Raw genomic sequence first — 4,995 nt, 5'->3', positions numbered from 1 at the left:
GATTCCGACGGGTTGCCGCGTCGGGCAATGCGAGAGCTGCGTGGTGGGGTTGATGGAGGGTGAGGTCGCTCATCTCGCCGCCTCCGAGGATATCGGGGAGGGCCAGTGTCTCACCTGCCAGGCGGTGCCGCTGACGCGGCTGGTGCTCGATGCCTGAAGGAAGGCGGAAAATCAGCACGTCGGTGGCCCGCTCGGACTCCGGTGAATGATATCGAATCGTTGGCTTGATTGGAAAATGTCATGAACGCACCGGCGAGATCAGAGGGCTTTGCTGAAGAATTGCCCGCGCTGATGGCCAAACTCGGCGTCGACGAGCGCGTGCTTTGCGGCGGCGAGCTTGAGGTGCGCACGCCGATCACCGGTGACGTCATCGCGCATCCGCATGCGACCAATGCCAGCGAGATCGCGCACCGGATCGGCCTGGCGCATGACGCGTTTCAGCATTGGCGGTCGGTTCCCGCGCCGCGTCGCGGCGAACTGGTGCGTCTGTTCGGCGCGGAACTGCGGGCCGCGAAAGCCGATCTCGGACGGCTGGTGACGATCGAGGCGGGGAAGACCCTCTCCGAGGGCGTTGGTGAAGTGCAGGAGATGATCGATATCTGCGACTTCGCGACTGGCCTGTCCCGTCAGCTCTACGGCCTGACGATGGCGAGCGAGCGGCCCGACCATCGCCTGACGGAGCAGTGGCATCCTGCCGGCGTGGTCGGGGTGATCTCGGCGTTCAACTTTCCCGTCGCGGTCTGGTCGTGGAACGCGGCGCTGGCACTGGTTTGCGGTGACTCCATCGTGTGGAAGCCGTCGGAAAAAACGCCGCTGACCGCCATCGCCGTCACGGCCCTGTTCGAGCGGGCGGCCGCGCAGCTCGAGGGCGCGCCTCAAAACCTTGCGACTCTGATTCTCGGCGGCCGCGAGGCCGGCGAGCATCTGGTCGATGATGCGCGCGTGCCGGTCGTCTCCGCGACGGGCTCCACGGCGATGGGACGTGTTGTCGGGCAGCGCGTCGCAAAGCGGTTCGGCCGGTCGATCCTGGAGCTTGGCGGCAACAATGCATCGATCGTCTGCCCGTCCGCGGACCTCGATCTCGCGTTGCGGGCGATCGCCTTCGGCGCGATGGGAACGGCCGGCCAGCGCTGCACGACGCTGCGCCGCCTGATCGTGCATGACAGTATCCACGATGGGCTGGTGGCGCGTCTCAAGCGAGTCTATGCATCGGTGTCGATCGGCAATCCGCTCGATGGCGGCGTTCTGGTGGGACCGCTCATCGACGAACGCGCCTTCGTCGGGATGCAGCAGGCGTTGGCCGCGGCAAAGGCTGCCGGCGGCATCGTCCATGGCGGCGAGCGGTATGAAGAAGCGCGGTGGCCATCGGCCTATTATGTCCGCCCGGCGCTGGTCGAGATGCCCGACCAGATCGGGCCTGTGGCGGAGGAAACCTTCGCTCCCATTCTCTACGTCCTGAAGTACCGCAATCTCGAGCAGGCGTTACGGCTGCAGAACGGCGTGCCGCAGGGATTGTCGTCCTCGATCTTCACGATCGACATGCGGGAGGCGGATCGTTTTCTCTCCTGTCTTGGGTCCGATTGCGGAATCGCGAACGTCAATATGGGACCGTCCGGGGCCGAGATCGGCGGTGCGTTCGGCGGCGAAAAGGAAACCGGCGGTGGCCGCGAGTCCGGTTCGGACGCCTGGAAGGCCTATATGCGTCGCATGACCAGCGCGGTGAACTACGGTCACGCGATGCCGCTCGCACAAGGCGTCAAGTTCGACGTCGCCTGAGGCCGTCGGGGAACGCGGCCCGGCCGACGCCGTCCCCCTGCGTCAGCGCCACATTTTGCGCATCTGGGCGCCGACGTCGATGTGTGGCACCTCGCTCGCCGATCGCGCCGCTGCGCCGGTTGACGCCCGCGGCCAAGCCGTCCTTTCGAACAGCCCGAGCAAGCGATCGGGAATGAAGCGGGTTCTCGCCGCATAGACGTGGCGGTCGCCCTTTGCATGCTGGCCGTAGGTAAAAAAGCGCTGCGGTACCATCAGATGCAGATCGTCCTTGGCCCGCGTCATGGCAACGTAGAGCAGCCGGCGTTCCTCTTCGATCTCCGCTGTCGTGCCGGCGCCGAGATCCGAGGGCATGCAGCCATCGACCACGTTGAGCACGTAGACGGACTTCCACTCCTGGCCCTTGGCGGAATGAATGGTCGACAGGATCAGATAGTCGTCGTCGAGCAGGGGAATGCCGGCCTGGTCGCTGGTGGCGTCGGGTGGATCCAGCGTCAGCTCGGTGAGGAAGCGTTCGCGGGACGAATAGCCGCTCGCAATCTGTTCGAGCTGGATCAGGTCGGCGCGGCGGGTCTCGGCGTCCTCGTGGATTCGGTCGAGATGCGGTTCGTACCAGAGGCGGGCGTGTTCGAGGTCGGTCGGCCAGTCGGCAACACGCAGGTCCGCGACGGTGCGCGTGAATGCTTTCCAATCCTCACCGGCTCGCGGCGGGGCCGGCGCATGCCCAAGCGCCGTGATCGGATCGACGCTATCCGCCATCTGGTCGAGCACACGTTGTGCTGAGATAGAACCAACCCCCGGGATCAGGTGCAGCAGCCGAAAGCCGGCGACGCGGTCGCGCGGGTTCTCGACGAAGCGCAGCAGCGCCAGGAGGTCCTTGATGTGCGCGGCATCGAGAAATTTCAATCCGCCGAACTTGACGAACGGGATGTTGCGCCGGGTCAGTTCCACTTCCAGCGCGCCGCTGTGGCTCGACGTCCGGAACAGCACGGCCTGCTGTTTCATAACCGTGCCGGACTCCCGGTTTTCCAGAACGCGCTCGACAATGCAGCGCGCCTGGTCGGCTTCATCGCGCACCGTGACCAGCTGAGGTTTGCTGCCGGACGTCCGGTCGGTCCACAAATTCTTGGTGAAACGCTCCTTGGCAAGACCAATCACGCCGTTGGCAGCGGCCAGGATCGGCTGCGTCGATCGATAATTGCGATCAAGCGTGATGATGCTGGCCGGCGGGGAGAAGTGGCCGGGAAAATCCAGGATGTTGCGCACGGTCGCGGCGCGGAATGCATAGATCGACTGCGCATCGTCGCCGACGACGGTGAGGCCATGGCCGCCCGGCTTGAGCGCAAGCAGGATGGACGACTGCAGCCGGTTGGTGTCCTGGTACTCGTCGACCAGCACATGGTCGAAGCGGCTGCCAATGTCATCGGCGAGCGCCGGACTGCTCATGGTCTGTGCCCAGTAGAGCAGCAGATCATCATAATCGAGCACGTGATGACGCTGTTTGGTTTCGACGTAGGCCGCGAACAGGTCCTTCAGCTCCTTGGCCCAGCCCGTGCACCACGGAAACGAGGCTGCCAGGACCTGCTCGATCGGCATCTCGGCATTGACGCATCGCGAGTAGATTGCGAGGCAAGCGCCTTTGGTCGGAAAGCGGCTTTCGGTCTTCGACAAGCCAAGCTCATGCCGGACCAGGTTCAGGAGGTCGGCGGAATCCTCACGGTCGTGAATCGTGAAGTTGGAGTCCAGGCCGATCTGCTCGGCGTACATCCGAAGCAGGCGCGCACCGATGCCGTGGAAAGTGCCGGCCCAACTCAAGGCACCGGTCATCATTCCGGCGTTTTGACCCATGGCCTTGCGCCCGATCCGCTCGACGCGCTTCGTCATCTCGGAGGCAGCGCGGCGCGAGAACGTCATCAGAAGAATACGGCTGGGGTCGGCGCCGTTGACGATCAGATGGGCGACGCGGTGCGCAAGCGTGTTGGTCTTGCCCGACCCGGCCCCGGCAATCACCAGCAGCGGCGTGCAGCCGCCGGCTGCGACCGCCCCGTGCTCGACGGCGCGCCGCTGTTCCGGATTGAGATTTTCGAGATAGGCAGCAGTCAGTGACACGTCCGTACCGTCCCCAAGTCGATGGACGGTCACTGATTCTTCCTTTGTTCGCAATGGCGCAAAGCAACGTTTGAGATCCGGAAGCGTTCGGCGAGATCTCAGTTGAACGCCATGCCGCCGCTCATGGCCACCGTCTGGCCGGTCATATAAGGATTGTCCACCAGCATCAGCACGGCCTTTGCGACCTCATCGGCTCGACCGAAGCGGCCCATTGGAATCCGACTGACAAGGGCCTCCTGACCCTTCATCATGTCGGTTTCAATCAGCGAAGGCGCGACGGCGTTGACGGTGATCCCTTCCTTGACCAGGCGTGCCGCGTAGCCCCGCGTCAATCCCTCGAGCCCCGCCTTCGACGCATTGTAGTGCGGGCCGATCGAGCCCGCGCCGCGGGCGGCGCCTGAGGAGATATTGACGATCCGCCCCCATCTTTGCGCTCGCATCATCGGCAAAACCGCATGGGTGCACAGAAAAACGGATTTTAAGGTTGGCGGCGATCGTCGCGTCGAAATCGGCTTCAGCGAGATCGTCGATGCCGCGCGTGATGGCGATGCCGGCGTTATTGACCAGAATATCGATCGTGCCGAGTTCGGATTTCGCGAATTCGAACATGCCTGCAACGGCATCCGCCTGCGAGACATCGGCTTGGACCGTGATGACGCGGACGCCGGTCGTGCCCAGATCCTCGGCCAGTTTCGTGGCGGCGTCGACCCGCTCGCGATAGTTGATCGCAACCGCCGCTCCAGTTGCAGCCAGCGCGCGCGATATCGCGGCGCCGATTCCGCGAGAGCCGCCGGTCACCAATGCGGTCCGTCCACGCAAACCATCTGCCGTCATTGCAGTCTCCGATCTGTCGAGCGCACTCTAGTCTAGATTTGTCGAGCTGCTTTTGCCAGGGCGCTATGGAGGTTTCTCAGGCAAAAGCCTTTTCCAGCGTCTCAAGCAGAACCGCGATTGATTTGTCATGCCGGGTGATGGCGGGGATGGGGCGTTTGATCTTCATCAGCTCGTACACGGCTATCTGCGCTGCCCGGATGGAGTACTCGACGGTGAATACGACATCGTCCGGAATTTCAACAAACTGGCTGACGAAGGCCAGGTTCTTCGAGTTGTCGG

At 63.7% G+C, this 4,995-nt stretch carries 5 protein-coding genes and 1 pseudogene; 2 read left to right on the top strand and 4 right to left on the bottom strand.

The genetic code is table 11. The annotated features are described in order from the left end of the window. The first annotated feature begins 1 nt into the window (after position 1). Positions 2–157, top strand: a complete 156-nt coding sequence (locus WCB02_RS17580; protein ID WP_423959920.1) for a 2Fe-2S iron-sulfur cluster-binding protein — start codon at positions 2–4, stop codon at positions 155–157. 83 nt (positions 158–240) lie between these two features. Next, complete coding sequence (locus tag WCB02_RS17575; protein WP_423959919.1) at positions 241–1,776, top strand: aldehyde dehydrogenase family protein; 1,536 nt, start codon at positions 241–243, stop codon at positions 1,774–1,776. A gap of 42 nt (positions 1,777–1,818) precedes the next feature. On the opposite strand, the gene WCB02_RS17570 is transcribed toward WCB02_RS17575, so the two are convergent. The 4 genes and pseudogenes from WCB02_RS17570 to WCB02_RS17555 all read right to left on the bottom strand — a co-directional run. Further along, on the bottom strand, positions 1,819–3,882 hold the full coding sequence (locus tag WCB02_RS17570) for an ATP-dependent helicase (RefSeq protein ID WP_423959918.1): 2,064 nt from the start codon (positions 3,880–3,882) through the stop codon (positions 1,819–1,821). Positions 3,883–3,980: 98 nt separating this feature from the next. Then, entirely contained in the window at positions 3,981–4,322 is a 342-nt protein-coding gene (locus WCB02_RS17565) for an SDR family NAD(P)-dependent oxidoreductase (protein ID WP_423959917.1), read from the bottom strand. 103 nt (positions 4,323–4,425) lie between these two features. After that, positions 4,426–4,716 (bottom strand): annotated as a pseudogene (locus WCB02_RS17560) (SDR family NAD(P)-dependent oxidoreductase); the annotation flags it as partial. 76 nt (positions 4,717–4,792) lie between these two features. Further along, positions 4,793–4,995 (bottom strand): oleate hydratase (locus WCB02_RS17555; protein ID WP_423959915.1); only part of this gene is annotated, 203 nt, incomplete at its 5' end.

Origin of the sequence: Bradyrhizobium sp. (assembly GCF_049581145.1) — a bacterium.
GTDB lineage: Bacteria > Pseudomonadota > Alphaproteobacteria > Rhizobiales > Xanthobacteraceae > Bradyrhizobium.
This window is presented reverse-complemented; position numbering and strand designations above follow the sequence as displayed.

Excerpts from the sequence above, each read along its gene's own strand:
- WCB02_RS17575 (WP_423959919.1), top strand. The coding sequence starts at position 241 with ATGAACGCACCGGCGAGATCAGAGGGCTTTGCTGAAGAATTGCCCGCG.
- WCB02_RS17565 (WP_423959917.1), bottom strand. The coding sequence starts at position 4,322 with ATGCGAGCGCAAAGATGGGGGCGGATCGTCAATATCTCCTCAGGCGCC.